This is a genomic window from Haloarcula sp. CBA1131, from assembly GCF_008728975.1.
Lineage (GTDB): Archaea > Halobacteriota > Halobacteria > Halobacteriales > Haloarculaceae > Haloarcula > Haloarcula hispanica.
Genome location: NZ_RPCY01000001.1, coordinates 360518 through 386924 on the forward strand (window position 1 = coordinate 360518; position 26407 = coordinate 386924).

A 26407-nucleotide genomic window follows, 5' to 3' on the forward strand; every position below is an offset into this window, starting at 1 on the left:
TTATCAGACTCGGTTCCCTGGAGGTAGCCATGAGTCTCCAATCGATGTTCAACGACATCCCGTTTGTCAAGCAGTTAGGGATGGAAATAACTGCCGTCGAGGACGGCTATGCGGCAGGCGAACTCCCGTTGGAGGACGGTCACTCCTCGAACCCCGAATCGATAATCGCACACGGCGGCGTCACGTACTCGCTCGTCGATACCGTCGGCGGGGCGGCCGTCGTCTCGCAATCCGGCACCGTCTCGCCGACGGTCGACATGCGGATCGATTACCTCGCGCCCGCAACCGCCGATTTGCGGACTGAGGCGGAGGTGATCCGGAGCGGCGGGAGCGTCTCCGTCGTCGACGCAGAAGTGTACGACACCGATGGCCATCACATCGCGAGCGCTCGCGGCACGTACAAGACGGACGGCGACCGCGGCGAGTCGCCGTGGACAGAAGGCGTCGACGAGTCAGACGTTACACGGCTTACCGACGACTAGTCGCCACTGACCATTTTCATCCCGTCGCGGACGGACTCCCGACGGCCCAGCAGCGTCACCATGTCGCCCTCTTCGAGGACGTAGTCGGCCGTGGGTACTTCGGCATTCTCGTGGAGCTCACCGCTGACGAGCGCGACCAGACAGGCGTCGGGCAGCATCGGCCCGACCTCACTGATCGGCTTGCCGATGAGGTCCGGGTTCTTGACTTCGACTTCCTGGACATCCCCGCTGCGACCGATGTCGGTCATCCAGTGGGCGATGGCCGGGCGCTCGATCTGGTTGTCGATGGCCCAGGCCGTCGCCATCGCCGAGGAGATGGTCCGAACGCCGAGGTCCTCGAAGGCCTCGACGTTGTCCGGGTTGTTCGCGCGGGCGATGACCCGGTCGACGCCGAACTTCGAACTCGCAAGCTGTGACACCAGCAGGTTCGCGTCGTCGTCGCCGGTCGCCGCGACGACGGTCTTGGCGTTGTCCGCACCGGCCGACCGCAACATATCGGTGTCGGTGCCATCGCCGATCTCGACGGCGTACCCCTCGTTGCGGGCTCGTTCGACGCTCTCTTCTTCCTGCTCGATGATGACGACGTTCTCGCCCCGGTCTTCGAGGCGTGCGGCGAGCGCTCGGCCCACCTGTCCGCCGCCGACGATGATGACTCGCATTGGTATCACATCCAGTTTTTCCGCGATGAATCGCGCCAGTCCACCCTCGAACAGGGCGGTCGCAAAGATGACGAGGAAGACAGTGCCCAGCAGGATATCCGCCTGCGTCCCCAGCAGTTCGGCCTGTGCCCCAGTGACCTCTTCGGCTGCAGCGTTCAGCTCGACGGCAAACAGCGTGGCGACAGATGCCGGAATAATACCACGCGGCCCGACAAAGCTGACGAACAGTTTCTCGTTCGTGGTGAAGCGGTCGCCGACGGCCGAGACGAACACCAGCAGCGGGCGGATGACTAGCGCGACGGCGAGAACGACGATAATGCCAGACAGTCCGACGTCGATGAGCGACGCGAGCTCCAACTGGGCCGCCAGCGCGATGAACACGAACGACAGCACCAGCAGCGTGATGTCGCCCTTGAACTCCTCGATGTCCTCCTCGTACGGGTGGTCGACGTTCCCGAGCGCCATCCCCGCCGTCGCGGCGGCGGCGACGCCGGCCTCGGTCGCTATCGTGTTCGCACCCGCGTAGGCGATGAGCGCCCCGGCGAGCACGAGCAGTCGGGAGTTCCGCGGCGCGTCACCGGGCGAGAGGTCGACGTACTGGAGGAGGTAGTACACTACGCCAGCGACGAGGAGACCAACGAGTAGCCCCGTCCCCAATCGAAGCGCGAACGCCCGCAACAGCCCCTCGCTCGACGCCGCCGGATTGACCGTCTCGAAGATGACGACGGCGATGATCGCCGCGGTCACGTCGTTGACGATCCCCTCCGTCTCCAGCGCGGCCGCGACGCGGTCCCGAACCGGAACGACGTTGAGGATCGGCGTGATGACCGTCGGCCCAGTTGCGACCAGCAGCGCACCGATCAGGAACGCGAGGTTCCAGGAGACGGCCGCGGAGTTGAACGCGAACTTGACGGCGATAGCGGTACCCACCAGTGCGATAGCCGCACCGACGGTAACGAGTCTGAACGTCGCAGCCGGGGCTTCACGCAGACGGTCGAACCGGAGGTGGTAGGCCCCCTCGAAGACGATGATTGCGACCGCTAAGCCGACGATGGCGGACAGCGCCCCGCCGAAGGTGCCGTCACCGATGATGCCCAGTCCGGGCTGGCCGATGATGACACCGACCAGTAAATAGAAGATGATACTGGGCACCCGCAGGCGCGCGGCGAGGACCTGTGCAAGGACGCCAAGTCCGATGATGCCGGCGACAAGCGGAATCAGTAGCCCCGAACTACCAGCCACAGTTGGCCTCCATCTGTCCAGCCTAACGTATCGGCCTCGTATAAACGCACTCACTCAACGGCACACGAAGGCTCTATCGGGAGCCCAGTCCACGGCCGATGTGACGCTGGCTATTCTTCGCGGTTGTCGAGGGCCACGAGCACGCCCCGGACGTTCAAGCGCATCTCGGCGCGACCCTTCCGCTCGCCCCAGAGGTCGGTGTCGGCCCGCTTGAGGAAGTAATCGATGACAGCCTCGTCGTCGTCGAGTTCCTCGCGCTTGCGCTCGACTTCGGCAACCCACTCGGGCAGGATCTCGGCGTAGGTCTCCAGTTTGTCGCCGGTTTCGGCCGGGCCGTAGTGGCCGAACATGAGGATGTCCGGGTCGAGGTCCTGTAGCATCGTCACGTCGTCGAGGGCCCCCTCCAGCGTGAAGTTGACCGGCGGCGTCGTGACGTGCATCTCGTCGGTCGCCGGCGTGTAGATACCGGCGGCGTCGGCGGTGAACACACCGTCGACGACGGGGTCGTAGAAGACGACCTGGTGTGGGGCATGGCCCGGCGCGTGCATGACGTCCAGCGAGTGATCGCCCAGGTCGATCACGTCGCCGTCGGTTAGCGTCTCGATTCGGTCCTCGGGGACCGGAATCGGCTTGCCGTAGTACTCGATCTGGTCGCCGACGGCGTGTTTGGTCCCCTCCCAGAGCCGCTGGGGGTCGACGAGGTGTCGCTTCCCGGACTCGTGGACGTACACCGTCGCGTTCGGACAGTCCTCGACGAGGTAGCCGGCCCCGCCGGCGTGGTCCAGATGGACGTGCGTCGCCGCGATGACCTCCAGGTCCTCGGGCGCGATACCGACTGACTCCATCGCTGAAAGGATGTTCTCGTGGTGCGCGCCGATGCCGGTGTCGACCAGCGCCGGCCGCTCGGCGTCGATGATGTAAACGGAGCCGTACTCGGCTACGTCGTACATCCCGGTGTCGACGTAGTGGACGTCTGTGCAGTCCCCGACCGTCACCTCGTAAACGTCACCGATTCCCATACACTTCCTCGTGACCGGCGGGGGCAAAACCGTTGTGCTGTGGCCGTCTTGACAACCGATAGTCAGGAAGGGCAAAGCCATTTACCCGGAATCAGAAACACCACTGTATGTACGACGCCGTACTCGTTCCGACCGACGGCTCCGAGGGGTCCGTAACTGCGGCCGAACACGCTATCGACCTCGCACAGCGCCACGATGCGAGTCTGCACGCGCTGCACGTCCTCGAAACCGAACAGGTAGTCGAACAGATTCCCGATTTCGAGGACAGCAGCATCTTCGACCGCCTCGCTGACGCCGGCCAGCAGGCCGTCGACGACCTGCGCGCGCAGGCCGAAGACGCCGGCATCGACACCGTGACCACAGCGGTCGAACAGGGCGTCCCCCACGAGGAAGTCGTAGACTACGTCGAGCGCAACGACATCGACGTCGTCGTGATGGCGACGGAGGGGCGGACCGGGCCGTCCAAGGAACTCATCGGCAGCGTCACCGAGTCGGTCGTTCGGGCCTCGCCGGTGCCGGTACTGGCGGTCAAGGTCGGCGGCGAAACGTAACGGAGGAGACGCACAAGTCGACAGTCGGGGGCAGCCCCACCGCGGGACCGACACGCCTAATTTCTGCCGCCGAGAACCGTCGTCCATGTTATCGAGACAGTTCGTCCGGGAGCACCCCGAGACGGTCCGTGACGCTATCGAGCGGAAGGGCGTCACGGACGTAGACCTCGACGAAATCCTCGAAATCGACGAGGAGTGGCGGGAACTGAAGGCCGAAGGCGACGGCCTCCGGCAAGAACGCAACGAAGTGTCGAGCAAGATTGGCCAGCTGAAACAGGACGGCAAAGACGAGGAGGCACAGGAGGCCATCGACCGCTCGCAGGAACTCAAAGACGAACTGCAGGAGGTCGAGGAGCGCGCCGACGAACTGGAGTCCCGGTTGGAAAAAGCCCTGCTGGAACTGCCGAACGTCCCCCACGAGTCGGTCCCGACCGGGGAGGGCGAGGCCGATAACGTCGAGCGCTACCGCGAGGGGTTCGACGACCTCCGGGACCTGCCCGACGAAGTAATTCCTCACTACGACCTCGGTGAGGACCTCGACCTGCTCGACTTCGAGCGCGGCGCGAAGGTGTCCGGCGGCGGCTACCAGTTCGTCAAGGGCGAGGGGGCACGTCTGGAACACGCCCTCATCCAGTTCATGCTGGACGTCCACCGCGAACAGGAGTACGTCGACGTGCTTCCGCCGATTCCCGTCAACTCCGATTCGATGGAAGGGACCGGCCAGCTTCCGAAGTTCGACGAGGACGCCTACCGCGTCGGCGCGCGCCAGGACGACGACTACGACAGCGACGACCTGTGGCTCCTGCCGACGGCGGAGGTGCCGGTCACCAACATGTACCGCGACGAGATCCTGCTGGACGACGACCTGCCGGTCAAACACCAGGCGTTCTCGCCGAACTTCCGCCGCGAGGCCGGCGAACACGGGACAGAAACGCGAGGCTACGTCCGCGTCCACCAGTTCCACAAGGTCGAACTCGTCAACTTCGTCCGGCCGGAGAACAGCTACGACCGACTGGAGAGCCTACTGGACGAGGCCGCCGAGGTACTGGACCGTCTCGAACTTCCCTACCGCGTGCTTGACATGTGCACCGGCGACATGGGCTTTACACAGGCCAAGAAGTACGACATCGAGGTGTGGGCCCCCGGCGACGACATGGCGGACGGCCCCGACCGCGGCGGCCGCTGGCTCGAAGTCTCCTCGGTGTCGAACTTCGAGGACTTCCAGGCGCGCCGCGCCGGCCTTCGCTACCGTCCCGAACGGCACGAATCCGCCGACTACCTCCACACGCTGAATGGCTCTGGTCTGGCAGTCCCGCGTGTCCTCGTCGCCATCATGGAGTACTACCAGAACGACGACGGCACCATTACCGTTCCCGAACCCCTCCGCCCGTACATGGGCGGCCAGGAAGTTATCGAGGGCTCCGAGAAAATCGGCGAGAGCGCCGTCGGAGCCGGCGAGAAAGAGTAGGCCGCCGCGGTCCGTTCGCGCTCGGCCGGTGTCCCGCTTTCCCGTATGCGGTGCGTTACACGACACCATATTTCAATGCACTATTACATTCGTTCGTCAGCACCGCCGAAGTATGCCGGACGACGCTTTCGGGCAGATGGTACTGGACTTCCACCGCGACGACCTCGCCGAGCGGCCCCGCTATCGCCGCGACGACGGCGATTTGACCGAGGCGCATCTGGCGGGCTACTTCGAGCCGCCGTCCGAGTGGCATCCCATCGAACAGCGTCTGCTCTCGGACGTTACTGGACGGGTCCTCGACGCCGGCTGTGGCGTCGGCCGGCACGCGCTCGCGCTGCAGGAGCGCGGCCACAGCGTGCTGGCGGTCGACCGGAGTCCGGGGGCTGTCGCGGTCGCCAGCGAGCGCGGCGTCACGGATGCAGTGGTCGGCGACCTCCGGCGGCCGCCGGGCAATGGGTTCGATACTGTCGTTGCCCTGGGCAAACAACTCGGCCTCGGCAGTTCGCTGGCCGACCTCCGGGCGACGCTCAGCGAACTGGCGGCGGTGACACGGCCCGGTGGCCGTCTCGTCGCCGACGTGGACACGCTCGACCGGGCAGACCCGGAGACTGGCGCAGCCCACCTCGCCCAGCCCGGTGTCGCCTACCGCACCTTCCGCATCGAGTACGACAGGCTGGCCGGCCCGTGGACCGACCTGCTGCTGGTCACGCCGTCGCAGTTCCGCGCCGCGGTTCGGGAGACACCGTGGTCCCTGGACACGTTCGTCGGGACCGAAACCGACGGGTCGGCTTACGGCGTCCGGCTGTCGCTGCCGGGACAGTGACACAGCAAATCCGAAAGCAGTCGAGCCTCAGCGCGTGTACGTCTCGATGCGCTCGATATCGTCCCCGGCGAACGTGAACACGTCGACGAAACCGACGATGCACTCGCCGTCGGTATCGAGCAGGCGGCCGCGGGCGACGACTTCCGCCGTCGCCGTGTCGTCGCCGTCGGCCGGCTCCGCTACGCTGTCCGGGCGACAGTAGAGGCCGTCCAGCGGATGCGTGGTGTCTGTCTGGGGCCGCTCTTCACGCATGAACTGTACGAACCGGTCCCGGCCTTCGATAGTCTGATCGGGGCGGTCGTGGACGAACGACGGGGCGAGCAGCGAGGCCAACTGGTCGTAGTCGTCGCCGTCGATGGCGTCGTAGTAGGCCCGTGTACGCTGACGGAGATCGGGTCGCGTCACGGGCCTGATTCGGGTTCCTCAGGGGTGTCTCTATCGCTCTCCGTGTCAGATGGCTCGCCGTCTGTTTCCGGTCCCGAACCGTCGTCCGGCTCGGGGTCGACCGCTGCTCCCGTGTCGTCGTCGGCCATCGGGTCGGCCAGGTCCAGTTCGACTGCGTCGTCGGTCTCTGTCTCGGAGGCAGCGACGTCCGGCGACGGGCCGGCAGTCGACTGCTCGCCGTCCGGTGCGTCCTGTGTCGAGGCGTCGTCGTCCGGTGCGTCCTGTGTCGAGGCGTCGTCGTCCGGTGCCGAGGATTCGTCGGCCGCGCTGCCGACCGTGTCGGGCGGCTCTTCGACCATTGCGGTTGGAGTCTCTTCCAGCGGGTCCGTCGGCTCGGTCTCGGCTTCGCTGGCGGCCAGTTCGGCCTGTATCTCCTCGATATCAGCGTCATCGACGTCCGATATATCACCCTCTCCGTCGGGTACCGACACTGACTCCGGCGGCGCGTCGTCGGCCGACGTTGCCGCAGATTCCGACGCTGACGGTTGGTCTACGGGTGCAGTCGGTTCGTCGGTCGAAGGCGGCGGATTCGTCGACTGGTCAGCTGTCCCCGCTGGTGTCGTCTCCTCAGCTGGTTCTGCCGCCGGTCCGTCGGCTGCGTCTCGCATTTCGTCGGCCGCATCGGCGGCTTCGGGTGATGGCATCGAATCCAGCGCCGACTCGGTAGCCGACGATGCTGTCTCCGACAGTTCGCTGTCTGTCCGTTCGACTTCCGCGTCGATATCCACGTCGAGCGAGGTGTCCACAGCGGTCTCGTCCTGTGTGAGGAACGCCGGCCGGTCGTCGTCCTCCTCCTTTTCCAGCGTCTCCAGAGCTGGTGGCCACGGATCGTCGGGGTCGGGCGGTTCCTCGTAGCCACGGGCAGTTTCGAGCGGGCGCTCCGCGTCGTCCCGGAGTTGCTGGCCCTCGGCTCCGTTCCCGCTAGAGTAGGCGCGGGCGGCCTGGGTGAGCCAGTCGCTGGCCTGCCACAGCGAGTTCGCCTTTGTCTTTGCGTCCTCGTAGATCGGTTTCAGGGACTCGTCGTCGACGAACCGGACCGCGGTGTCGAAGTGGCCTTCGGCGTCTGCGAACTCGTCGCGTGCCTGCTGGAAGTCGCCCTGTGCGACCATCCACTCCGACTCGCGGAAGGCCTCCATCGCCGAGGTGAACGCGCGCCGGCCCTCCGTGTAGTGGGCGTAGCCGACGCGGTAGCGGGCGAACGCGGTGTCGTCGCCGCCGGTGTCGGCGATAGCGTCCTTGATCTCCCCGACACGGGGGAGTTCCTGAAGGTCGTCGGTACTCCAGGCGTACTGCACGTCGCCGTCGTGGTCGATGACGACGACAGCGCGCTCGATGAGCTGCTGGCCGATGTCGTCCACGAAGTCGAGCCCGTACTCGCGGGCGACATCGTGGTCGGTGTCGGACAGCAGCGGGATGTTCAGGTCGTAGCGGTCGGCAAAGGCCCGGTGGCTGTACACCGAATCCGGGCCGATACCGAGGATAGTTACGTCCTTCTGCATCGTAAAGAGGTCGAGTTCGTCCAGATCACAGGACGTCTCGTCACAGGCTGGATTGAAATCCGCCGGATAGAACGCGAGGATGACCACATCCTCGCCGAGATAGTCGGCTAGTCCGACTCGCTGGCAGTCGTCATCGACGAGCGCCGGTAGTTCGAACAGTGGTGCCGTCGTCCCCTCTGAAAGCACACGTTGTACAACCAAGCCCGGCTATAACAGTGTTTGCACAGTGTCACCGAACGAGTCGCTTTTATTCGCCAGCGTAGTAGCGCTCGTGTGGAACTGCACGTCCGGTACGAGGGTGACGACGACCCCGACAAATGTAGCGCGCGGAAGCTGGCCCGGATGGACGAGGCCGAACTCCACCGCGCGACGCGGTCGACGCCGCCCGGCATCGTGCTCAACCCCTTCGCCGAGCAGGCGCTGTCCCCGGCGGACCGGCCGACCGCCGGCGACGGCGCTCGCCACAGCCGCCTGGTCGCGCTCGACTGCTCCTGGGAAACCGCCGAACGGGAGGCGTTCGACCTCGAAGGGGTGCACCGCTCGCTCCCGTTTCTCGTCGCCGGCAATCCGGTCAACTACGGGACCGCGTTCCAGCTAAATACCGTCGAAGCGTTCGCCGGTGCGCTCGCCATTCTCGGGGAGCGCGACCACGCCGAGCGAATCCTCTCGACGTTCTCCTGGGGCCACACCTTCCTTGAACTGAACGAGGAACCGCTAGAGCGGTACGCGAACTGCGAGGATTCGAGCGACGTCATCGACGTACAGGACGACTACCTCGCCGAGGAGTAGTCATTTGGGCGTTGCTGGCTTATCGAGGAGCGGCGCATCACAGTGTGGACAGGCCCGTCGTGCGTGTGCCTCCAGTACATCTTCGATGCGTTCTCCGCAGGCTTGGCACCGCATGACAATAGTTAGCCTCCAGACAACAATGTAGCTTCGGCTTCATTTCTAAGGGCGTTTACCAGAACCCGGTTCCGATGCCGACCGGCGCGTCGGGTGGCGCAAGCGGACTCGTCGGCAGCTCCGCGTCCGGGTCGGGGTCGTTGTAGCCGCCGGGCGCGACGTCGTTCGGCCCGTCAGGATAGCACAGCGACGCCAGCGCCTGGATGTGGTCGCGACCGACGCCGAGCTCGAACTGGCCGCCGCCGTACAGGTCGATGCCGTGTTGCTCACAGTAGTCGATGGTCGCAAGCACCGACTCGACGGTCCCGCAACGGGACGGTTTCATGTTGAGCCACGCCGGTTCGAACGGCAGCGCCTCGATGCTCTCGACGCCGGTGATAGGCACGTCCCAGGTGACGCGGGCTTCTTGGCCGTCGAAAACCGGCCGAGTTGCGTCGGTCAGGTCTGGGTCCTCAACCAGCGCGTCGGGGAGGCCGGCGACGACGCGGCGGTAGAACTCGGGGTCAGCCTCTACGTCGACGTCCGTCCCCTCGTACAGCCCTTTCAGGTCCAACACGCGAACATCGTAGTCCGTCAGTGCGTCGACGAGGGCATCGCTCCAGGACGGCGTGGGGTCGAGCTTGAACGCCAGGTCGCCGTAACGCTCACACAGCATCGCCAGTCTGTCAGCCGTCGGTGGTGTGTCGTCATCCGCGTTCGAGAGCCGCGTCGAGACGACGAAGTTCACCGGGTCGTACTGCCGGCCGAGCGCCGTCCCAAGGTCCGTGTCGGCCTGTTTCAGCGCCAGGTCTAGCGCCGCGCTCTCGAACCCCCAGCGCCGGTAGTGGCGAAAGCGCTCCTGGTCGGGAGGGGCGGGCCACAGGTCGGCCGCTTCCAGCGCCGCGGAAAACGAGTCGACGGTGTACTCGCCGGCCAGCGGGGAGTCCGAACCCTGCAACGTATCGCTGTCCTGCAGCGCGTCGTGGGCCTCGGCCGTGTACGTCACGTCCTCGCCGCTTCCGGTCTCACCCGCACCGGAGAGGTGGACAACAGTGGTGACCCGGTCGAATCCGCTGGAGGTCGCCCGCTCTCGGCGCTCGAACGCACAGTTCTCGACGGTAACTGGCAGGTCTGCGACCTGATTGTACATACCCTGGCTTCGCCGCTCGGGCATCTAAAGCCGGCGACATCCGGAGTCCGATTCCCGTGCTCGAACGGTCACCGCTCCCCGTACCGAAACTCAAAGCTTAAACGCGCGCACCGGAAAGAGGCGCGCATGGCTAGCTTCGAGACTGCGTCCGACCGACTCCTCAACAAGCAGATCTGCATGCGGTGTAACGCTCGGAACCCACAGCGCGCACAGCAGTGCCGGAAGTGCGGCTACGGCAACCTGCGTCCGAAGGCGAAAGAGACCCGCAGCGCCTGATTTTCGGGTCAGTTGCCGCCGGCATCCGGTGGCGGTTCGTCGCCAATCAACTACTTCTCAGTGGGTTCTCTGTCCGCTGATTGCCGGTCGAGCGTCGCCATGCGAACCGACGCGTGTGAGACGATGAGTTCCAGCAGCTTTTGATCTTCTTCCCCGACAGTCGTCTCGTCCGTCGTGACTGAGAGAACGACCGTCGCCGTGCCCTCGTCGTCCAAAACCACCGCCGACACGCAGTCGGTGACTGACTCGGGGATGTCGACGGAGAACGGCCGGTCGTGAACAGTGATCTCACCCTGTTGCTGTGTCCGGACTTCCTGTGCGAGCGAGCCGACAACGTCGACCGGCACGGTTCGAATCGTGTTCGCGAGCACCACTGCATCGCCGTCCTTGAGCCGGATGACGGCCGTCTCCTCCATGCCGGTCATCGTCCCGAAGGCCTCGACGACGAAGGCGGCGACGCCGTCGACGCTGGGGGCGCTGGCGATGGCGCGTCCGTAGTTGTTCACGTCGGCCGCCTTCCCGGCGAAGGCCTCGATACGGTCGCGCTCGGCCGCCAGTTCGCGGAGCCGACTGCGGCTCCGGGCGTCGTACAGCCCGACCAGAACGCCCGCCAGCGCGCCGACGGTGACGAGGTCCACCGTCAGGTACGACGCTCGGGCGAGTGACCCGGAGGTCACGCGCTGGCTGAACAACAGGAGCGCCGCGATGGCGGCAAACGCCACGGTCCCGCCGGCGGCCCACGCGGCCACCCGGGACGTGGCCCCCTCGAACGTCGTGTCACGGACGAGCCAGACGCCCGCGTACACTATCGCCAGTCCCATCGCCACAAAGGGGAGCGCATCGACTGCAATTGCCACCGGAATCCGGGTTTGCTGGAACGCATGGAGGGCCTGCATAGCGGCCAGCACGACGCCGGAGAGCGCCAGGGCCGTCCCCGTCAGAAGTCGCTGGTTCATGGAGTCGAATATCGGCCCTATCACTAGAGCGTTGCGCCGGTTTCGAGCGGTCACTCGTCGGGATACTTCGGCTCGCGGCGTTGCGCCCGGTCGAGGGCGCGTTCGACGACCTCGCGGACGTCGCCGTGGAAGACGCCGCCGTGACCCGAGTACATGTGTTCGACGCCTGCCGGCATTCGGTCGAGAATGCGCTCGATGCTCTCGATGAGGCGCTCGCGGGACTGGCCGGGGCGGTCGGTGCGGCCGAAGGAGCCGCCCTCGAACGCGCCGTCGTCGTGGACGACCACGTCGCCGGAGAACAGGGACGACTCGGAGACGAGCGAGACGTGGTCGTCGGCGTGGCCCGGCGTGTACACGACCTCACAGTCCTCGTCACCGACCGTGAGCGTGTCGCCGTCAGCGAGTTCGTGGTCCCGGCGCGGGTGGGAGCTGTAGGCGTACAACGGCGCGTCGAAGGCGTCGAGGACGGCGTCGAGCTGCTGGACGTGGTCGCCGTGCTGGTGGGTCAACACGACGGCGTCGAGCGCATCGACGTGCTCGCGGACGACATCGACGACGCCGCGCATCGCGCCGGAATCGACCAGCGTCGTCTGCTCGCCAGTCGCGAGATAGGCGTTGCAGGTGAACGTCTCGGCCTCGGCGGTGACGTTGTGAACGTCCATACACCAAGCCTGTGGCGCGGCCCGCTTGAGTGTACTGTCCGCCGGCAACCCGACCGGAATAGGGTATTTCGGCTCACAGTGCCGAGAAAATATCGGTTATCAAACACGATAGTGTCGCCGAGTGATTTTTTACTAAGAACGTCATAGTTGTACACGTACCATGGGGTTCGGGAGCTACGACGAATCGGAACAAGACAATCAGGAGTACGACACAGACTTCGAGGACGAGGACGGCCTCGATGCTGAAGAAAACGCCCACGAGGGCGACATCGAGTACGAGTTCACCGCGTCGAACGACGAACTACTCGATAGACTGGAAGACATCAAAGACAACCAGAACACGTGAAATCAGGGGCACGGGCCCTCGGCGTGGCGGAGTCGTATCGGGCTGAAACCAGTCAGTTCGCTGGTGCCGTCGTTCGCGCCAGTCGAGTGGCTGACGGCTTTGTTTTCAGTACTGCCACAGTCGGTGGGAGCGACGCGACTGAGACGGTGTGTGCGATGGTCGACAGACTGGACCGCGAGGACGTTCGTTACCTGCTAGTGGCGGGTATCGCGCCGGCGTGGTTCAACGTACTCGACCTCGAACAGATTCACGACCACACCGACCTGCCGGTCGTCTCGGTCACCTTCGAGTCCTCGCCGGGACTCGAAGGGGCCATCCGCGAGGCCTTCGACGACTCCGATGTCGTGCAGGACCGGCTGGCGACCTACCGTGCCCAGCCGGAGCGCCGACCGGTGTCGGTGAACGACGAGACGGTGTACGTCCGGAGCGTCGGCCTCGACGACAGCGCCGCCGCGGATGTCGTCTGCGCGTTCACGCCGGAGGGCGGCCGTCCTGAACCACTCCGTGTCGCCCGACTGGCGGCGCGGGGACTGGTCGAGATGGAGTGACTCACGCAGCGGGATCGGCCGACCGGATGCGGTATCGTATTGCCCATCGGTACAATGGACGGCCCGAATTCACGTCCTTCAGCTACCCCAACGACTTATTAGCTATTACTAAGTTAGAGATGAGGATTTGAACGACAAAGGCGGTAGCAATATTCTATCGTAGATTGTATTTAGCAATAGCTAAAGATAGCCTGATTGTTCGGCACTGTGTTTGTAGAGATACAATGGCAGAAAGCAGAACGCAGGCGAGGAATGCTGTAGAGCCCGCAGAAACGAGCGAACAGACGAACATCAACAGTAGCGTGACCCGGTCCGAGGGCGACCAGCCGACAGAACACAGCGTCTACGGCACGCGCCAGCAGGACAGCCAACTCGTGTTCTTCGACGGCCAGTTCCCCGACGCGGAAACGGTTCGCAGCGGCGACGTTCAGGAACAGACGCTCGCCGCGCTCGACCAGATTCGTGCCATGGCTGCCGAATCCGGTCTCGAACCGCGTGACCTGATGCGGACGACGGTGTACCTCGCGGAGATGGACCAGCTACCAGCGGTCAAGCGAGCGTACGCGGCGTTTTTCGACGGGCAGCGACCGTCGCGGACCGTCGTCGGCGTGGCACGCCTGCCGAACGACGCGGCGGTACAGATCGAAGCGACGGGTGTAAAGCGGTAATCGCTGGCAGATCTGGACAGTTGTTGTCGCTGAAGCCAGCGGAACCGGATTCCGACCGGAAGCCCGACGGCGGACCGCTGCGTTTGAGAGCCCCCGGCGCAAACGACGGGGCATGGAGCAGATGGACGGTCTCGACGTCGTCGGCTGTGAGCGCTGTGACGACCTCTGTCGCTCGCGCTCGCGAATCGTCAACGGCGTCGGCCCCGCGGACGCGGACCTGCTGTTCGTCGGGGAGGCCCCCGGCGCGAACGAGGACGAACAGGGCGAGCCGTTCGTCGGGCGGAGCGGCGACGTGCTCGACGAGGCGCTGCGCGAGGCCGGCCTCGACCGCGGCGACGTGCGCATCACCAACTGTGTGCGCTGTCGCCCGCCGGACAACCGCGACCCGCGAACGGGTGAACTCGCGAACTGCCGCGACTATCTGGAGACGGAAATCGACCGCGTCGACCCCGAAGTCGTCGTGACGCTCGGGAAAGTGCCGGCCGAGCACCTGCTGGAGCGTGACGTCGCCGTCACCGGCGAAGCGGGCGACGTGTTCGACGTGGCTATCGCCGGCCAGCCACGCCGCGTGCTCGTCTCCGTCCACCCGGCGGCGACGCTGTACGACCCCAGCCAGCAGGAGACGTTTGAGGCCGCGATAACGACTGCCGCGGAGTTCACCGACGCCCAGAGCGGACAGTCGCGGCTCGGCGAGTTTTAAAATAGTCGGGTAGTGCGGCCCGGAACCGCTACTTCGCTGCGATGTCCATCGCCTCTGCCTTCGTGTCGACCAGCGAAATGTCGACACCAGGAATCTCGCCGACCCGGCTCTTGAGCGCCATCTTCTTGATTCCCTCGGAGACGATGACCCAGTCCGTGATACCGAACTCCTTGCCCGCCTCGGCGGCCTCCTGTGCTCGCGTGAATACGTCGTCGTTCAGTGACGCCTCCATCTGGAGGTTCGAGATATGCGTATCGACCGCCGGCTGTGAGGCGAGTTCCTCGAACCGTTCATTGACTTTCGCGAATGTCTCGTCTGTCATCTCCATCTCTTCGGGAAACTCAGCGATGAGAACGTTACCGTCGACGTACAGAACGTCTGTAGGATCAACCATCAACGGCCGTATGCGGTAGGTCAATAAAACTGGGCCGGCCTATTTTCATAGTTGATATCCTTATCAGGTCCGGGTGTCCGACTGTAAGCGACACCTCCCGCCGGACAGTGGTCGTGCCGAAGGTTTGTTCGAACAGGAAGTCACTTAGCCCCTGTTCGCCTACGATCCCGTATGAGTGTCAGACAGACGACCGCGGACGTGGTCGTCGTCGATTACGGACTGGGGAACCTCCGGAGCGTCACGCGCGGGCTCGAACGCGCCGGCGCAGAGGTCTCCCTTTCGGAGGACCCGGCGGAGTTCGACGCGGCCGACGGCATCGTCCTGCCCGGCGTCGGAGCGTTCTCCGAAGGGATGGACAACGCCGGGCCGTTCCGCGAGGCGCTGGTCGAACAGGCCGAGGCCGGCAAGCCCCTGTTCGGAATCTGCCTCGGGATGCAGATGCTCCTGACGACGAGCGAAGAGGCCGACCACGAAGGCCAGGGCGACGCCGAAGGGCTGGACCTCATCCCCGGAAAGAACGTCCGGTTCAGCCGCGACCAGACCGTGCCACACATGGGCTGGAACGAACTCGACGTGACGCGGGACCACCCGCTCGTCGAGGGAGTTGATGGTGAACACGCCTACTTCGTCCACTCCTACTACGCCGTCCCCGACGACGAGAACGCGACGGTGGCGACGACGGACTACGGGGCAGACTTCGCCTCGATTGTCGCCAACGACGCCGGCAACGTCTTCGGAACGCAGTTCCACCCGGAGAAATCGGGCGAGACGGGGCTGCGCATCCTCCGGAACTTCGTCGACTACTGCCTCGACCACTGAGTTCTGGGCTCGGGATTCGTTCGTATGTCTACAGGAGATTCTGTCGTCCTGCTCACCGGGGCAGCATCGGGTATCGGAGCGGCGACGGCGCGGGCGTTCGCCGACGACGGCTGGACCGTCTACGCGACGGACATTCGAGCGGAGTTCCCTGCGGACATCCGCGAGCGCTGTCGCTGTCTCGAACTCGACGTGACTGACGAGGCACAGATCGAAGCCGTCGTCGACCAGGTCATCGAGGAGACAGGCCGACTTGACTGTCTGGTGAACAACGCCGGTTACGGAGTGGCTGGGCCGGTCGAAGACATAGCCAGCGACGACGTTCGCGAGCAGTTCGACGTGCTAGTCCACGGGCCACACCGCCTCGTACAGGCAGTGCTCCCCGAGATGCGCGAGCACGGCGGGCGCATCATCACTGTCTCTAGCGTGCTGGGCCACACCGCCTCGCCCGGACTCGGCGCGTACTCGGCCGGCAAGGCCGCCGTCGAGTCGCTGATTGACGCGCTTCGGATCGAGGTCGCCGGAGCGGATAATATCCACGTCTCGCTCGTCGAACCGGCATGGGTAGACACCGGCTTCGCCGACAGCGCGCTGGGAAGCCTGAACGACGAAGATCGGACGCCGACCTACAACCGGACGTACGAGGCGCTGGAGGACGGCTGGGTCCTCACCGGTGGACCGCTGGCGACAACGCCAGAAGCCGTCGCGGCGACGGTACTCGCCGCAGCGACCGACGACCCGCCGAAGGCCCGCTACCCCGTCGGAAAGTTCGCCACGTTCGTCCGGTGGACCCACTGGCTCCCGGCGCGACTGCAGGACCCGATACACCGTGGGTTCGGTCGAGCGAGCGCGCTTCTGGGGCGGTGGTTATGATACACCTGTCCGACGGCGACCGGGTTCGGCTCTCGACCGGCCACGAAGTGACGCTGCCGCTGGTCACCGAGGCGACGGTCGCCGGCGCGGTGCTCCCGGCGCGATACGACGTTGCCGAGTCACTGCTACCCGACGGGCTTGCGCCGGTTCGGGCGACGGCCCGCCGGGCCGCGGTCGTGCTCCTCTGTGTCGAGTACCACCGCATCGGCGACGACGCGATGGCCCCCTACGACGAGTTCGCGGTGCTGATTAGCGCAACGGCGGACGGGCGGCGGCCGCCGTTGCTTCCACTGCTGACGCGCAATGTCGGCGGTTACGTCTGGTCGCTCCCGGTGACGACCGAGCCTGCTTGCGCCCTCGGCGACGAGATCTGGGGCTACCCGAAGACGGTCGCCGACATCACGCACCGCGACGACGCGACCCGCCGCGAGACGACGGTCGTCGAGGACGGGAACCGTGTCGCAACAGTCGGCATCGACTGGCCCCGGACATGGGAGCGTCGGGAAACGGTCGAGAGCTACGCGGTCCGGGAGGGCCAGCTTGAACGGACGCCAATCGAGTTCCAGGGGAAACTGGGGGCCGCGCCGCTGAGCAACCGCGTCGACGTGGACCTGGGCGACCACGAGCGAGCCGACACGCTCCGGTCACTCGACCTCGGCTCCCGGTCAGTGCTTCGGTTCTCGCTGGAAGGGCGGATTACGTACGGCGCTGGGCGGCCGGTGGAGCGGTAACGGGATAGTGCGGTAGCAGGAACGGAGCAGAGCGGTAGCAGTAGCAGAGCGGTGAGGAAGCCGTACCGCATAGCATACCGCGCGCCGACGGAGCGCGGTTTCACTTCTCGCGACCAGCGGGAGCGAGAAGGTCGTTTTTAGCGTAGATTTTTGCGAGGAGCCCTCCCGCAGCGGCGCTACGCGCCGCGAGGAAGGGCGACGAAGTAAAAAGGTACTATAGGAACTCCCGGACCTCAGAGTACCACATATCGTGCTCGTCGACGGCGTCGATAGCCTCGGCGACGCGGACGGCGATGGCGTGCCAGCAGAGCTGGTCGGGGTCGTCCGCATCGAGATTGTACTCGCTGTCGGCGCAGGTACAGCCGCCGTCCTCGACGATGTACTCGTCGTCGTGGCCCACGACGACGGTGAAATCGCGGTACTGCTTGACGCGGCTCTCGCCGACAGCCTCGATGGCCTGGTGGCCGCGGTCGCCGTGGACGTCGACGATAGCCGACACTGCGTCGGGGGTCAGCTCCCCGGCGGCTTCGAGGTCGGCCACCCACTCCTCGACTCCGGTCACATCCATGCTACGGAAAGGGGTGACAAAACGGCGTCGGCTTCAGCAGCCACGTCCCGGCTGGCTCGCAGCCGCAGCAGGGAGTTATCAGTGCTTGTACTGTGCCCGGAAGAATAAACACGGAATACGGGTTTCTTCCGGCATGAACCTCGACCTCCCGTGGCTGGCGCTGGGCTCGTTTGCCTCGGGATTCGGGTCGCTGTATCTGCTGGCCCAGCTCCAGGCGCACTGGGACAAGCCGGGCGCGCGGTGGTTCGTCGCGACCATCGTCACGCAGACGGGCTGGTGTTTCAGCTACGGCGCGGCGCTGCTGGTGTTCGACCCGACACTGCGCCTTGCCTTGGAGATGGTGTCCTGGCTGGGTATCATCTGGATCGGCTTCTGTTTCCTCTCCTTTGCGCTGGGATACACCGGTCGGACGAACGTCCTCGAAAGCGGCTGGTACCGGGCCGTAGCGGTGCTGCCGCTCGCCGGAACGGCGCTCGTCGTCACGAACCCGCTCCACACCGTGGTCTGGCAGGGATTCCGGGTCGTGCCGACCGCCGGTAGCGCGGGAGCCGACTACGCCGTCTTGCCGGTGGGGCTGCTCACGATCATCGTCGCGATGCTGTTCGTCAGTTTCGGGACCCTGCTGGTGTTCGATACGGTCGTCAGCTACGGCCCGCTGTACCGGCGCGAGGCGCTCGCGGTCGGCCTGAGCCCGATACCGCCCGGCGCCGGGGTGTTGCTGTGGGCCGGCGGCGTCGGACCGGTTCCGGCGGTGAATCTGACGACGCTCCTGTTCCTGCCCCACATCGCCCTTGACCTGTACGCGTTCGTCCGGAGCGATATGTTCGAGTTCCACCCGGCGACCCGGCGGGCCGGCGAGCGGGCGGCCATCCACGACATCGCCACGCCGGTCGCCATCGTCGACGAACAGGGACGGGTCGTGAACCTCAACCCCGCCGCCGAGCGGATGCTGGGCGTGGATAAGCGCGAAGGCCTGACAGAGCCACTGAACAGCTTTCTAGCGGGTGACGACATCGCGACAGACGGCGGGAGTTCGCGGGCGTCCATCGAGGCCGGTGGTCGACACCGGGAGTTCAAGGTCCGGCAGACGGCGCTCCGGGACGAGGCGGGGACGCAACTGGGATACACAGTCGTCTTTCAGGACATCACAGACGAGATCCGCCGCGAGCGCCGCCTCGAAGTGCTCAACCGCTTTCTCAGACACAACGTCCGCAACGAGAGCGTCGTCATCCAGGCCCGGGCGGAGTTGCTGGCGGGAGAACTCGACGGCGAGCAGTCCGACCACGCGGCGACCATCGAGCGGTCGGTCAGTCGTTTAGTCGACTCCGGCCAGAAGGCTCGAACGCTCGCCGAAGCGGGTGCTGGCGACGCGGGCCTGGAATCCGTCGCACTTGCCGACCTCGCCACCGGAGTCGTCGAGTCTGCCCGCGAGGAATACGGTGGCTCGGTCACGGTTGAGATACTCGACGACCTCCGGCTGACGACCCAGCCCGCCCTGCTGGAAATCCTGCTTACCAATCTCGTCGAGAACGCTCTCCAGCACGTTCCGGACGCCGTCGTCACCGTCGGTGCGAAGGTCGATGGCGACGATGTCGTGCTGACCGTCAGCGACAACGGCCCTGGCGTTCCAGAACACGAACTCGGCGTGCTGGAGCGGGGCCGCGAAACGGACCTGAACCACGGCAGCGGCATCGGCCTCTGGCTCGTCCGCTGGACGACCACGACGCTTGAGGGGGACCTCAACTTCGACACGAGCGACGGAACGACGGTGACCGTTCGGCTGCCACAGGAACGGACGGCCGCCGAAGCGGCGTGAGCGGAGAGCCTTCGAACGACTTAACGGCGCACGCACGGACCGGGGAGTATGCGCGTCAGTGAGGGCCGGGTGACGGTCACGGTGCCGGAACAGCCTGATGCGGGGAAGGGCGCGGACGTGTTCTTCAACCCCGTCCAGGAGCTGAACCGCGACATCACCGTGGCGGCGCTGCGGGCCTACCGAGAGCGAACCCCCCGCGTGTCGACGTACCTGGACGCCACCGCCGCGAGCGGCATCCGGGGCGTCCGCGCGGCGGCCAACGACTGGGAGACGACGCTGTGTGACATCGACGACGACGCGACGGCGCTGTGCGAGCAGAATCTCGAACGCAACGACCTTGCCGCCTCGGTCCGTCGGTCGGACGCGAACGTGCTCATGCACTCGGAGGCGTTCGACGTGGTCGACGTCGACCCCTTCGGCACGCCGATTCCCTTCGCCGACGCGGCGGTACAGGGCACCAAACACCTCCTCTGTGTGACGGCCACCGACACCGCCCCGCTGTGTGGCGCACACTTCGAGAGCGGCGTTCGGTCCTACGGCGCGGTCCCGCGCAACACCGAGTTCCACGCCGAGATGGGGATGCGCGTCCTCCTGTCGGCGATGGTCCGGACGGCCGCCCGCTACGACATCGCCGCCAGGCCGATTCTCAGCCACGCGACGAAACACTACGCCCGGACCTACCTGGAGTTCGACCACGGCGCGAAGGTCGCCAACGACTGCATCGACGAACTCGGCTACGTCCACCACTGCCAGCACTGCCTCTGGCGCGACCACGACTACGGCCTCATCGCCGACCCGCCCGAGGACTGTCCGGTCTGTGACAAGCACCTCCAGACGGCCGGCCCCATCTGGCTCGGTCGGACCTGCGACCCGGCATTCGCCGACGCCGTGTCCGAACAGGTGACCGAGGAGATGGGCACCGCCAACGAGGCGACAGAACTGCTGGCGACGCTCAGCGAGGAGATCGACACGCCAACCCACTACGACCAGCACCGCCTCTGCAAGCGCTGGGGACGCGGCGCGGAAGCCATGGACGAGTTCATCGAGAAACTTCGGGACACTGGCTACGAGGCCTCTCGAACGCACTACGGCGGCACGACGTTCAAGACGGACGCCGACGTGGTCGAAATCCGCGAGGCGACGGCGGAGTAGCGGGTCGGGAATCTATAGTAGCCATTGAAAATCAATGCACACCTGATCGCACGACGGCAGTGCGATCAGTGTGTAAATCGTTTCAATTGTTACTATAGCTCCGTCTGGACACGAACTACCGACCGTTCGCCCGGCCAACGCTCTCTCGAACCGCGGAGACGAGGTCGTAGCCCAGCAGATACACCGGCCGCAGGAAGTAGTTCGCCATCCCCGCGAGGCCGAGCATGCCGCCAATGGCCTGTACCTCTCCGGGTGTGGCCGACAGGCGGACGAGCAGCGGTAGGGCCGTGACGAGCGGCGCGAGCCACAGCGACTTGACGATGCCGTCCATGTCGACACCGGCGACGGGACCGAATCGGTCCTCGTCCGGTCGGGCGGCGAATAGAACAGCCGTCAGTACCAGCAGGCCCACGACAATCGGCAGGGACGCGCCGACGCCGGCGACGCCGAAACCGATAGCCAGTGCGGCCGCGACGAGCAACAGGACGGTCACCTGCATCGTCCCGTGCCGGATGGCCGCTTCCGTATCCATATCCGGTCGTTGCAGCGGCGCTGTATAAACCCTGTGAGGGCGGCTCCCCTTTCTTAACACCTTTCGGGTTCGGCCGCAAAGCAGTGGCGAAGACGTGCCCTCCACGTACAACCCGGTCCGTGGCGTCCTGCTGTTCATCGGCGGCCTGCTCGCGCGGTTCGACCTCGTCGAGCGCGAGCGGGTCCGCCGAGCGACGGACCTGTCCTGGCCCCGGATCGTCACCGGACTGGCCCGGATGTCGAAGTCGACGGTCGACGTGGCGATGGTCGGACTGGCACTCGGGCCGACCGCCATCGCCGGCGTCGGCTTCGCCGCACCGTTCTGGGAACTCGTGTTCGCACTGGGCGGCGGCGTCGCCGGAGGAACCATCGGGATGGTGTCCCAGCGCTACGGGGCCGACGCCGAGAGGGAACTGGCGGTCACCGTCACGACCAGCGCCGCCGTCGTTCTGGGGCTGACACTTCCGTTGATGGCGGCGTACTGGGTCATCCCCGGTCTGCTCGTCGATCTCGTCGGGACGGGGTCCGAGGCCGTCGGGTACGGGGTCGAGTACCTGCGCGTCGTCGCCCTCGGTGTCCCCTTCGCCGCACTGAACCTCATCGCCAGTCGGACGCTCGTGGGAGCCGACGACGCCTGGACGCCGATGCTGTTGCGGGCCGGCGGCGCGGTCGTCAACATCGCGTTGAACGCCGTCTTCATCTTCGGGTTCGGCCTCGGCGTCGTCGGTGCGGCGCTGGGCACGGTCATTGCGAACGTGCTCGTCACGGCTGGGTTCGCTGTCGGGCTGGCTCGCGGCGGCCTGCCGATAATCGGCGCGTTTCCGGTCCGGATTCCGGTGTCGCGGCCGTTCCTCGACCGGGGACTGGGGCGGGACCTCGCGAAAACCGGGACGCCGCTGGTTGGGGCCAACCTCGCGCGGACTGGGGCGCAGTTCCCCCGGCTGTTCATCGTCGGCCTGTTCGGGCCCGGCGTCGTGTCGGCCTACGTCGTGGCGCTCCGCGTCCGAGCGCTGCTTGACACGCCGAACTGGGGACTGAGCCTCGCGTCGAGCAGCCTCGTCGGACAGGCTCTGGGCGACGGTAACGAGGCCGAGGCGACCGTCTGGGCGCAGACGGTGCTCAGGCTAAGTGTCGGCGTGTACATCGTGGTCGCGGCGACGCTGCTCCCGTTCTCGCGGGGCATCGCCCGCCTGTTCGTCTCGGACCCCACAGTGCTCCCACTGGTGACGGTGTTCGTCTCCGTCGCCTGTGCCAGCGTCGTGTTCCGAGGTGTCGACGGCGGCTCGACCGGGCCGCTCCGGGCCAGCGGCGACACGCGCTGGCCGTTTTACTCCCAACTGGCCGGGATGTACCTGTTCGCCCTCCCGCTGGCGTATCTCGGCTACGTCACGCCGCTCGGCGAGCTCGCGCTGTACGCCTCGCTCGTGGTCGAGACGGCCGTTCCCGCGGCAGTGACCTACTATCGCTTCCGGTCGGGGACGTGGCGGGTCGTGAGCCGGTCCTACCGGCCCGACGCGGCGCTCGACGACTGACGGGTGTCGACGGCCAGAACGACGGTCTGGCGTCAGCCAGTCGACAGTATATTTGGGGCTCCACCCCGAGATGCTCGCGTGGATCGCACACGCGCTGTCTCCGTCGCTCGGGATGTCGTCCGCACTGTCCAAGAGGAGGAGGTCTCCTTTCTCGCGGCCGGCATCGCCTACTACATGTTCGTCTCGCTCCTGCCGCTGTTGTTGCTGACGCTGGTCGTCGGCACGCTGGCGGGCGGGGAGGCCTTTGCCGAGCGAATCGTGACGGCTGCGGGAGACGTGCTCTCGCCGACGGCATCGACGCTGCTCGAAGACGCGCTGACAAGCGGGGCTGGCCGCGGGGGAGCGACTGTGCTCGGCGTCGGCGTCACGCTCTGGAGCGCGCTCAAGGTGTTCCGCGGGCTTGACGCGGCCTTCAGCCGCGTCTACGGGACGGACGGCCCCGGTTCGATTGTCGGCGAGCTCGTCGACGGGCTGGCCGCGCTGGGCGGCATCGTCGTGGCGCTGGGCGGGCTCGGCGTCATCGGCGCTCTCGGAACGGTGCTGGGCGTCCAGGTCGCGCTGGGCGGACTCGCACTCATCCCTGTACTGACGGTGGCCTTCCTCCCGCTGTATTACCTGTTCCCCGACCAGGAGATGACGATACGGGAGGCCGTCCCCGGCGCGGTGTTTGCCGGTGCCGGGTGGACGCTGCTCGGGACGGGGTTCAACGTGTACGCGGCGCAGGCCGACGCCTACCAGGTGTACGGCGTCATCGGCGGGGTCCTCCTGCTCGTGACGTGGTTCTACTTCGCCGGACAGGTGCTACTCGTGGGCGCAGCGGTCAACGCGGCGCTCGCGGACCGGCAACTACAACAGGTATCGCGCCGACGGTCCGGCAAAGCGATGAGTGAGGACGCTGACGAGACCGACACACCCCCGCCAGCCGGAACCGGGCCGACCGGACGAGACACTGATGCGCTGACAGACGAGGAGCTACAGGAACTCCGCGAAGAGTTCGAGTCGTTCCGCGAGGACGTCGAGGACCGGACACTCCACCGTGACGAGGTGCGGTCGGACCTCAAACAGTACGTCCGCCGCCGGATGCGCCGCGGCCACGCCCGACAGTGGGGCCCCTACATCGTCTTGCTGTACGGCACGATCATGACGCTTGGCGCGTTCTACTACCTGAAAGGCGTCTGGGCCGTCCTGGCGATGCTGGTCATCTGGCTGTCGACGCTCGGCCTCTACGCCGTGATGATTACGGTCGGTGTGACGCTTACTGCCACCGGCCTCCCCGGACGGCTCGTCGACCGAGTGCGCGACTGGCGACAGTGATACGGGCTGTCGGCGTCACCGAGGTGCTGTCGGCGCTGCCCGGTGCAGTCGTCGTGTTGTTCGCCCTCATCACCCAATTAGGGGACTTCTGGTTCACATTCCTGGCCTGTGGCCTGCTGTACTGGCTCGGCCCGTGGACGCCGAAACTCGGTCGCGGCCTCACTCGGGACCGGACGGCGATGCTCGTGGCGCTGCTCGCCGTCGCCGTCGCGCTCGTCGTGTCACTGAAGGGCGTGTTCGCGCTGCCGCGGCCGCCCGGAGCGGGTACGGCCACCCACGCCGAACTGCTCCCGGCGGCGCTGCGGGGCGTCTACGAGTCGATGGCGACCGGAGAGGGGTTCGGCTTCCCCAGCGGCCACGCCACCCTCTCCCTGCTCGTCTGGGGCGGCATCGCGTGGGCGCTCCGGGTCGGCACGCGTCGGCAGCGCGCCGCCGTCGCCGCGACGATCATCGCCCTCATCGGGCTCTCCCGGCTTGTACTCGGCGTCCACTACCTCGCCGACATCCTCGCGGGCTTTGCCATCGCCGGTGCGGCCCTCGCGCTCGCCCTCGGTGCGCTCAAAACGCCCGAGCGGGTGTTCGGCTTCGCGGCCGTCATCGCCGTAGCAGGGCTGTTCGTCACCGGCGTTTCCCGCAATTCGGCCGGCGCGCTGGGTGTCGCTGTCGCGGGTGCCGTGGTCTGGGCGCTCCTAGGAGATTCAATCCCGGAACCGACCCGGCACGGTGTCGGTATCACGGCGTTGCTGGGCGTTGTCTCGGTTGGAACGTTGCTCGGGGTGACGTTCGGGTTAGACCCGACGCCGGTCGCCGTCACGCTGCTTGCAGGGGTCGGGACCGGGGTCCTGCTAACGCTACCGCTGGCCGGTGAGCAACTCGCAGAAAAATACTGAAGTGGAAGCCGTTTAGAACTTCTCGAGGTAGCGGTCGAGTTCCCAGTCGGAGACGTCGACGAGGTACTCCTTGTGCTCCTGCGTTTTGGCCTCGACGAAGTTCTCGTAGACGTGCTCGCCGAGAGCGTCCTGAATCACTTCGTCGTCTTCGAGCGCTTCGACGGCTTCGCCGAGGTTCGACGGGAGCGTGGTGATGCCGTACTCCTCGCGTTTCTGCTCGTCGAACTCGTAGATGTTCTCGCGGACAGGGTCGTCGCAATCGAGGTCCTGCTCGACGCCGTCGAGCCCAGCGTGGATGAGCGCGGCGAAGGCGAGGTACGGGTTACACGACGGGTCGGGGAAGCGAGCCTCGATACGGCTTGCGGCCGGGGTGCGGGCGGCCGGCTTGCGGATGAGCGCCGAGCGGTTACGGTCGGACCAGGCGACGTAGACGGGTGCCTCGTAGCCCGGGACCAGACGCTTGTAGGAGTTCACGGTCGGGTTCGAGACGGCCGTGATAGCCGGTGCGTGCTTGAGGATACCGGCGGTGAAGCTCTTTGCCGTCTCGGAGAGGTTGAACTCGTCGTCCTCGTCGTGGAACGCGTTCTCGCCGTCCTCGGTGAACAGCGAGAGGTGCGTGTGCATCCCGGAGCCGTTGATCTTCGGGATGGGTTTCGGCATGAACGTCGCGTGCAGGTCGTGCTCGGCCGCGATGGCGCGGACGACAGAGCGGAAGGTTGCGACGTTGTCGGCCGTCGAGAGCGCGTCGTCGTAGGTGAAGTTGATCTCGTGCTGGCCCTGGGCGACCTCGTGGTGGGAGGCTTCGATGTCGAAGCCCATGTCTTCGAGGCCGTAGATGATGTCACGGCGCACGTCGGAGGCGAGGTCCTTTGGCGCGAGGTCGAAGTAGCCGCCGGCGTCGTTGGTCTTGGTCGTCGCACGGCCCTCTTCGTCTTCCTCGAACAGGAAGAACTCGGGCTCGGGGGCGGCGTTGACCGTATAGCCCATGTCGTTTGCGCGCTCGATAGCACGCTTCAGGACGCCACGCGGGTCGCCGGAGAACGGCTCGCCGGTCGAGGTGTCGATGACGTCACAGATGAGGCGGGCACTGGAACCGCCTTCGACGTTTTCCCTCCACGGAAGCACCGAGAACGTCGAGGGGTCCGGGTCCAGACGCATGTCGGACTCCTGAATCCGGACGAAGCCGTTGATCGAGGAGCCGTCGAAGTAGATCCCCTCTGTGAACGCTTTCTCTGCCTGGTCGGCTGTGATCGAGACGTTCTTGATGGTGCCGAGGATGTCGGTAAACTGGAGCCGGAGGAAGTCGACGTTCTTCTCGTCGATCTCGTCGAGTACCTCCTGTGCCGCCTCTGAAAGTTCGCTTGTCATCTTTGGACACCCGATAGGAACGGTGCTACTACTAAAACCCTGCTGAT

At 65.9% G+C, this 26407-nt stretch carries 29 protein-coding genes; 18 read left to right on the top strand and 11 right to left on the bottom strand.

What is annotated here, in order from left to right:
* The first annotated feature begins 29 nt into the window (after nt 1-29).
* Complete coding sequence (locus tag Har1131_RS01890) at nt 30-482, top strand: PaaI family thioesterase (RefSeq protein WP_050037338.1); 453 nt, start codon at nt 30-32, stop codon at nt 480-482.
* Here the strand turns inward: Har1131_RS01890 and Har1131_RS01895 are convergent.
* A complete protein-coding gene (locus tag Har1131_RS01895; RefSeq protein ID WP_014039117.1) occupies nt 479-2383 on the bottom strand; it encodes a cation:proton antiporter in 1905 nt (634 codons plus the stop codon). The genes Har1131_RS01890 and Har1131_RS01895 overlap by 4 nt on opposite strands.
* 110 nt (nt 2384-2493) lie before the next feature.
* On the bottom strand, nt 2494-3402 hold the full coding sequence (locus Har1131_RS01900) for an MBL fold metallo-hydrolase (protein ID WP_151144781.1): 909 nt from the start codon (nt 3400-3402) through the stop codon (nt 2494-2496).
* Between the two features lie 107 nt (nt 3403-3509).
* Here Har1131_RS01900 and Har1131_RS01905 point away from each other — a divergent pair, with 107 nt between their 5' ends.
* The 3 genes from Har1131_RS01905 (at nt 3510) to Har1131_RS01915 (ending at nt 6244) form a co-directional block, all read left to right on the top strand.
* Nucleotides 3510-3953, top strand: coding sequence for a universal stress protein (locus tag Har1131_RS01905; RefSeq protein WP_014039115.1), 444 nt, complete (start codon nt 3510-3512; stop codon nt 3951-3953).
* An 85-nt stretch (nt 3954-4038) separates the two neighbouring features.
* Nucleotides 4039-5421: a serine--tRNA ligase gene (serS, locus tag Har1131_RS01910; protein ID WP_014039114.1), complete on the top strand. Its 1383-nt coding sequence runs from the start codon at nt 4039-4041 to the stop codon at nt 5419-5421.
* Between the two features lie 112 nt (nt 5422-5533).
* Nucleotides 5534-6244 (top strand): class I SAM-dependent methyltransferase, encoded by a 711-nt coding sequence (locus Har1131_RS01915; protein WP_050037336.1) that lies wholly within the window; start codon nt 5534-5536, stop codon nt 6242-6244.
* A gap of 27 nt (nt 6245-6271) precedes the next feature.
* Here Har1131_RS01915 and Har1131_RS01920 read toward each other — a convergent pair whose 3' ends face one another.
* Together Har1131_RS01920 and Har1131_RS01925 are read right to left on the bottom strand one after the other, a co-directional pair.
* A complete protein-coding gene (locus tag Har1131_RS01920; protein ID WP_014039112.1) occupies nt 6272-6649 on the bottom strand; it encodes a nuclear transport factor 2 family protein in 378 nt (125 codons plus the stop codon).
* Nucleotides 6646-8373 (bottom strand): redoxin domain-containing protein, encoded by a 1728-nt coding sequence (locus Har1131_RS01925; protein ID WP_151144792.1) that lies wholly within the window; start codon nt 8371-8373, stop codon nt 6646-6648. The genes Har1131_RS01920 and Har1131_RS01925 overlap by 4 nt, the downstream gene beginning before the upstream one ends.
* Nucleotides 8374-8460: 87 nt before the next feature.
* On the opposite strand from Har1131_RS01925, the gene Har1131_RS01930 reads away from it, so the two are divergent.
* Nucleotides 8461-8976 carry a DUF367 family protein gene (locus Har1131_RS01930; protein ID WP_014039110.1) on the top strand — a complete coding sequence of 172 codons (516 nt, stop codon included), beginning with the start codon at nt 8461-8463 and terminating at the stop codon, nt 8974-8976.
* A 169-nt stretch (nt 8977-9145) separates the two neighbouring features.
* Here the strand turns inward: Har1131_RS01930 and Har1131_RS01935 are convergent, their stop codons facing one another.
* Complete coding sequence (locus Har1131_RS01935; RefSeq protein ID WP_151144806.1) at nt 9146-10219, bottom strand: hypothetical protein; 1074 nt, start codon at nt 10217-10219, stop codon at nt 9146-9148.
* A 126-nt stretch (nt 10220-10345) separates the two neighbouring features.
* On the opposite strand from Har1131_RS01935, the gene Har1131_RS01940 reads away from it, so the two are divergent.
* The gene (locus Har1131_RS01940) at nt 10346-10495 is read left to right on the top strand and encodes a 50S ribosomal protein L40e (RefSeq protein ID WP_004960523.1); all 150 of its coding nucleotides are present in this window, start codon (nt 10346-10348) and stop codon (nt 10493-10495) included.
* 50 nt (nt 10496-10545) lie between these two features.
* On the opposite strand, the gene Har1131_RS01945 is transcribed toward Har1131_RS01940, so the two are convergent.
* On the bottom strand, nt 10546-11451 hold the full coding sequence (locus Har1131_RS01945) for a hypothetical protein (RefSeq protein WP_014039108.1): 906 nt from the start codon (nt 11449-11451) through the stop codon (nt 10546-10548).
* Between the two features lie 50 nt (nt 11452-11501).
* Nucleotides 11502-12113 carry an MBL fold metallo-hydrolase gene (locus tag Har1131_RS01950; RefSeq protein WP_050037333.1) on the bottom strand — a complete coding sequence of 204 codons (612 nt, stop codon included), beginning with the start codon at nt 12111-12113 and terminating at the stop codon, nt 11502-11504.
* A 160-nt stretch (nt 12114-12273) separates the two neighbouring features.
* Here Har1131_RS01950 and Har1131_RS01955 point away from each other — a divergent pair, with 160 nt between their 5' ends.
* The 4 genes from Har1131_RS01955 (at nt 12274) to Har1131_RS01970 (ending at nt 14375) form a co-directional block, all read left to right on the top strand.
* The gene (locus Har1131_RS01955; RefSeq protein WP_004515979.1) at nt 12274-12459 is read left to right on the top strand and encodes a DUF5786 family protein; all 186 of its coding nucleotides are present in this window, start codon (nt 12274-12276) and stop codon (nt 12457-12459) included.
* Entirely contained in the window at nt 12456-13007 is a 552-nt protein-coding gene (locus tag Har1131_RS01960) for a DUF99 family protein (RefSeq protein WP_129755841.1), read from the top strand. The genes Har1131_RS01955 and Har1131_RS01960 overlap by 4 nt, the downstream gene beginning before the upstream one ends.
* Before the next feature lie 224 nt (nt 13008-13231).
* Entirely contained in the window at nt 13232-13675 is a 444-nt protein-coding gene (locus Har1131_RS01965) for a RidA family protein (protein ID WP_008307101.1), read from the top strand.
* A 112-nt stretch (nt 13676-13787) separates the two neighbouring features.
* Nucleotides 13788-14375 carry a uracil-DNA glycosylase family protein gene (locus Har1131_RS01970; RefSeq protein ID WP_151144820.1) on the top strand — a complete coding sequence of 196 codons (588 nt, stop codon included), beginning with the start codon at nt 13788-13790 and terminating at the stop codon, nt 14373-14375.
* Nucleotides 14376-14403: 28 nt separating this feature from the next.
* Here Har1131_RS01970 and Har1131_RS01975 read toward each other — a convergent pair whose 3' ends face one another.
* Nucleotides 14404-14769 carry a hypothetical protein gene (locus Har1131_RS01975; protein ID WP_014039103.1) on the bottom strand — a complete coding sequence of 122 codons (366 nt, stop codon included), beginning with the start codon at nt 14767-14769 and terminating at the stop codon, nt 14404-14406.
* 171 nt (nt 14770-14940) lie between these two features.
* Here Har1131_RS01975 and hisH point away from each other — a divergent pair, with 171 nt between their 5' ends.
* Genes hisH through Har1131_RS01990 form a run of 3 tightly spaced genes read left to right on the top strand, consistent with a single transcriptional unit; the run spans nt 14941 to nt 17189 of the window.
* Complete coding sequence (gene hisH / locus Har1131_RS01980) at nt 14941-15588, top strand: imidazole glycerol phosphate synthase subunit HisH (protein ID WP_008307104.1); 648 nt, start codon at nt 14941-14943, stop codon at nt 15586-15588.
* A gap of 24 nt (nt 15589-15612) precedes the next feature.
* Nucleotides 15613-16458 carry an SDR family oxidoreductase gene (locus tag Har1131_RS01985; RefSeq protein ID WP_050037331.1) on the top strand — a complete coding sequence of 282 codons (846 nt, stop codon included), beginning with the start codon at nt 15613-15615 and terminating at the stop codon, nt 16456-16458.
* Entirely contained in the window at nt 16455-17189 is a 735-nt protein-coding gene (locus Har1131_RS01990; protein WP_050037330.1) for an acetoacetate decarboxylase family protein, read from the top strand. Before Har1131_RS01985 ends, Har1131_RS01990 begins: the two co-directional genes overlap by 4 nt.
* Before the next feature lie 214 nt (nt 17190-17403).
* Here Har1131_RS01990 and Har1131_RS01995 read toward each other — a convergent pair whose 3' ends face one another.
* Nucleotides 17404-17757: a hypothetical protein gene (locus Har1131_RS01995; RefSeq protein WP_014039100.1), complete on the bottom strand. Its 354-nt coding sequence runs from the start codon at nt 17755-17757 to the stop codon at nt 17404-17406.
* A gap of 133 nt (nt 17758-17890) precedes the next feature.
* Here Har1131_RS01995 and Har1131_RS02000 point away from each other — a divergent pair, with 133 nt between their 5' ends.
* Together Har1131_RS02000 and Har1131_RS02005 are read left to right on the top strand one after the other, a co-directional pair.
* Nucleotides 17891-19573, top strand: coding sequence for a histidine kinase N-terminal 7TM domain-containing protein (locus Har1131_RS02000; RefSeq protein WP_050037329.1), 1683 nt, complete (start codon nt 17891-17893; stop codon nt 19571-19573).
* Between the two features lie 48 nt (nt 19574-19621).
* A complete protein-coding gene (locus Har1131_RS02005) occupies nt 19622-20725 on the top strand; it encodes a tRNA (guanine(26)-N(2))-dimethyltransferase (protein WP_050037328.1) in 1104 nt (367 codons plus the stop codon).
* 115 nt (nt 20726-20840) lie between these two features.
* On the opposite strand, the gene Har1131_RS02010 is transcribed toward Har1131_RS02005, so the two are convergent.
* Nucleotides 20841-21257 (bottom strand): hypothetical protein, encoded by a 417-nt coding sequence (locus Har1131_RS02010; protein WP_050037327.1) that lies wholly within the window; start codon nt 21255-21257, stop codon nt 20841-20843.
* A gap of 94 nt (nt 21258-21351) precedes the next feature.
* On the opposite strand from Har1131_RS02010, the gene Har1131_RS02015 reads away from it, so the two are divergent.
* The 3 genes from Har1131_RS02015 (at nt 21352) to Har1131_RS02025 (ending at nt 24992) form a co-directional block, all read left to right on the top strand.
* A complete protein-coding gene (locus Har1131_RS02015; RefSeq protein ID WP_129755835.1) occupies nt 21352-22788 on the top strand; it encodes an MATE family efflux transporter in 1437 nt (478 codons plus the stop codon).
* A gap of 78 nt (nt 22789-22866) precedes the next feature.
* Nucleotides 22867-24102, top strand: coding sequence for a YihY/virulence factor BrkB family protein (locus Har1131_RS02020; protein ID WP_151144833.1), 1236 nt, complete (start codon nt 22867-22869; stop codon nt 24100-24102).
* Complete coding sequence (locus tag Har1131_RS02025) at nt 24099-24992, top strand: phosphatase PAP2 family protein (RefSeq protein ID WP_014039094.1); 894 nt, start codon at nt 24099-24101, stop codon at nt 24990-24992. Before Har1131_RS02020 ends, Har1131_RS02025 begins: the two co-directional genes overlap by 4 nt.
* A 12-nt stretch (nt 24993-25004) precedes the next feature.
* Here the strand turns inward: Har1131_RS02025 and glnA are convergent, their stop codons facing one another.
* On the bottom strand, nt 25005-26360 hold the full coding sequence (gene glnA / locus Har1131_RS02030; protein WP_151144845.1) for a type I glutamate--ammonia ligase: 1356 nt from the start codon (nt 26358-26360) through the stop codon (nt 25005-25007).
* Nucleotides 26361-26407 lie beyond the last annotated feature (47 nt).

Coding starts and splice junctions, on each gene's coding strand:
- Har1131_RS01915 (WP_050037336.1), top strand. CDS start 5,534: ATGCCGGACGACGCTTTCGGGCAGATGGTACTGGACTTCCACCGCGAC.
- Har1131_RS01890 (WP_050037338.1), top strand. CDS start 30: ATGAGTCTCCAATCGATGTTCAACGACATCCCGTTTGTCAAGCAGTTA.
- Har1131_RS01965 (WP_008307101.1), top strand. CDS start 13,232: ATGGCAGAAAGCAGAACGCAGGCGAGGAATGCTGTAGAGCCCGCAGAA.
- Har1131_RS01940 (WP_004960523.1), top strand. CDS start 10,346: ATGGCTAGCTTCGAGACTGCGTCCGACCGACTCCTCAACAAGCAGATC.
- Har1131_RS01970 (WP_151144820.1), top strand. CDS start 13,788: ATGGAGCAGATGGACGGTCTCGACGTCGTCGGCTGTGAGCGCTGTGAC.
- Har1131_RS01935 (WP_151144806.1), bottom strand. CDS start 10,219: ATGTACAATCAGGTCGCAGACCTGCCAGTTACCGTCGAGAACTGTGCG.
- Har1131_RS01905 (WP_014039115.1), top strand. CDS start 3,510: ATGTACGACGCCGTACTCGTTCCGACCGACGGCTCCGAGGGGTCCGTA.
- Har1131_RS02000 (WP_050037329.1), top strand. CDS start 17,891: ATGAACCTCGACCTCCCGTGGCTGGCGCTGGGCTCGTTTGCCTCGGGA.
- hisH (WP_008307104.1), top strand. CDS start 14,941: ATGAGTGTCAGACAGACGACCGCGGACGTGGTCGTCGTCGATTACGGA.
- Har1131_RS02010 (WP_050037327.1), bottom strand. CDS start 21,257: ATGGATACGGAAGCGGCCATCCGGCACGGGACGATGCAGGTGACCGTC.
- glnA (WP_151144845.1), bottom strand. CDS start 26,360: ATGACAAGCGAACTTTCAGAGGCGGCACAGGAGGTACTCGACGAGATC.
- Har1131_RS01975 (WP_014039103.1), bottom strand. CDS start 14,769: ATGGTTGATCCTACAGACGTTCTGTACGTCGACGGTAACGTTCTCATC.
- serS (WP_014039114.1), top strand. CDS start 4,039: ATGTTATCGAGACAGTTCGTCCGGGAGCACCCCGAGACGGTCCGTGAC.
- Har1131_RS02005 (WP_050037328.1), top strand. CDS start 19,622: ATGCGCGTCAGTGAGGGCCGGGTGACGGTCACGGTGCCGGAACAGCCT.
- Har1131_RS01985 (WP_050037331.1), top strand. CDS start 15,613: ATGTCTACAGGAGATTCTGTCGTCCTGCTCACCGGGGCAGCATCGGGT.
- Har1131_RS01900 (WP_151144781.1), bottom strand. CDS start 3,402: ATGGGAATCGGTGACGTTTACGAGGTGACGGTCGGGGACTGCACAGAC.
- Har1131_RS01955 (WP_004515979.1), top strand. CDS start 12,274: ATGGGGTTCGGGAGCTACGACGAATCGGAACAAGACAATCAGGAGTAC.
- Har1131_RS01990 (WP_050037330.1), top strand. CDS start 16,455: ATGATACACCTGTCCGACGGCGACCGGGTTCGGCTCTCGACCGGCCAC.
- Har1131_RS01950 (WP_050037333.1), bottom strand. CDS start 12,113: ATGGACGTTCACAACGTCACCGCCGAGGCCGAGACGTTCACCTGCAAC.
- Har1131_RS01945 (WP_014039108.1), bottom strand. CDS start 11,451: ATGAACCAGCGACTTCTGACGGGGACGGCCCTGGCGCTCTCCGGCGTC.
- Har1131_RS01995 (WP_014039100.1), bottom strand. CDS start 17,757: ATGGATGTGACCGGAGTCGAGGAGTGGGTGGCCGACCTCGAAGCCGCC.